This window comes from Flavobacterium denitrificans DSM 15936 (genome assembly GCF_000425445.1).
Classification (GTDB): domain Bacteria; phylum Bacteroidota; class Bacteroidia; order Flavobacteriales; family Flavobacteriaceae; genus Flavobacterium; species Flavobacterium denitrificans.
On record NZ_AUDL01000030.1, the window covers coordinates 1 to 1025 of the forward strand.

The 1025-nt window shown below is 30.6% G+C and carries 1 protein-coding gene; it reads right to left on the reverse strand.

What is annotated here, in order from left to right:
* Positions 1 to 140: 140 nt before the first annotated feature.
* Positions 141 to 956 carry a hypothetical protein gene (locus H600_RS0111730; RefSeq protein WP_026728955.1) on the reverse strand — a complete coding sequence of 272 codons (816 nt, stop codon included), beginning with the start codon at positions 954 to 956 and terminating at the stop codon, positions 141 to 143.
* Positions 957 to 1025 lie beyond the last annotated feature (69 nt).

Consider the following 1025-nt stretch of genomic DNA (forward strand, 5'->3'; position numbering starts at 1 on the left):
TAACGTTCTGGCACTACAGCGGGTTTGGGATTAAATTAAGCCAATTCTTCGGATTTGCCAAATCATCCCAAGTACAAAACCATTTTTCCATTAAGCCCAATGCCCAAATCCGTTGTAGTGGCTGTTGTAGGCAGTTTTTCTTATTTACCACTTATTAATAAAGTTACTCCAATGCCAATTACAGTCGCAATAATTGTGTTTGTTATCCAAAAAATAATTGCTACAATCCAATTATCTTTAGACATATAATATAATCCTGATAAACTAATTCCATACATTTGGAATAACGTGCTTTTATTCTTCAAATCATCTTCATTAGCAAGTGTAAGAACATTATGCATATTGTCAATTTTTCTCAAAGTTGATTGATGTAAACCCACATAGTTTCCTTCAACAAAAGCTTGAGCTTCTTGAGTTCCATTCAAGAAATCTGTCATTGTAATATTATTGAGCAAGTAAAGAGATTCAAATCTCGGATGTGGAGCATATTCTTTTCCGTATAGGTCAATAAATAATCTGGCTAAATCAATTTTTGAATCATCATTTATTGAAATTGGATTTCCTCCTAATACTCTATATCTATGATTTATAGCTTCAAAACCATAATTAATATTTCGCATATTTATATGTATCCATTTATGATTAATGTGTTTTGAAACAAAATCAAAATATTCGTCAAGCATAGCTTTTTCTAAATCATTATAATTTTGATTAATTTGATCAGATGCAATTTGTCTTAACTCGGCAATTTTGTGTATTGAGAAAGAATGAGTTTGTGCATTTTTGACGTATCGAACTCCAATTGAGGTGATTCTTGGAGTATTGCCTTCAGGCAAATCATAAAAACTTTCACAGGAATAATGGATTATTAAATATTCGATAGCATTATCAGAAATTCTTTGTAGTAGTTCTTTAGCGTTTTTTCGCTTTTTAAATCTTTCTGATGGTTTCGACATATTGACTTTTGTAATTATATTTTTCTAAACTGTAGAGTTGTTCTGCGGTAAAATTGCCTACAACGTTCT

Excerpts from the sequence above, each read along its gene's own strand:
- H600_RS0111730 (WP_026728955.1), bottom strand. The coding sequence starts at position 956 with ATGTCGAAACCATCAGAAAGATTTAAAAAGCGAAAAAACGCTAAAGAA.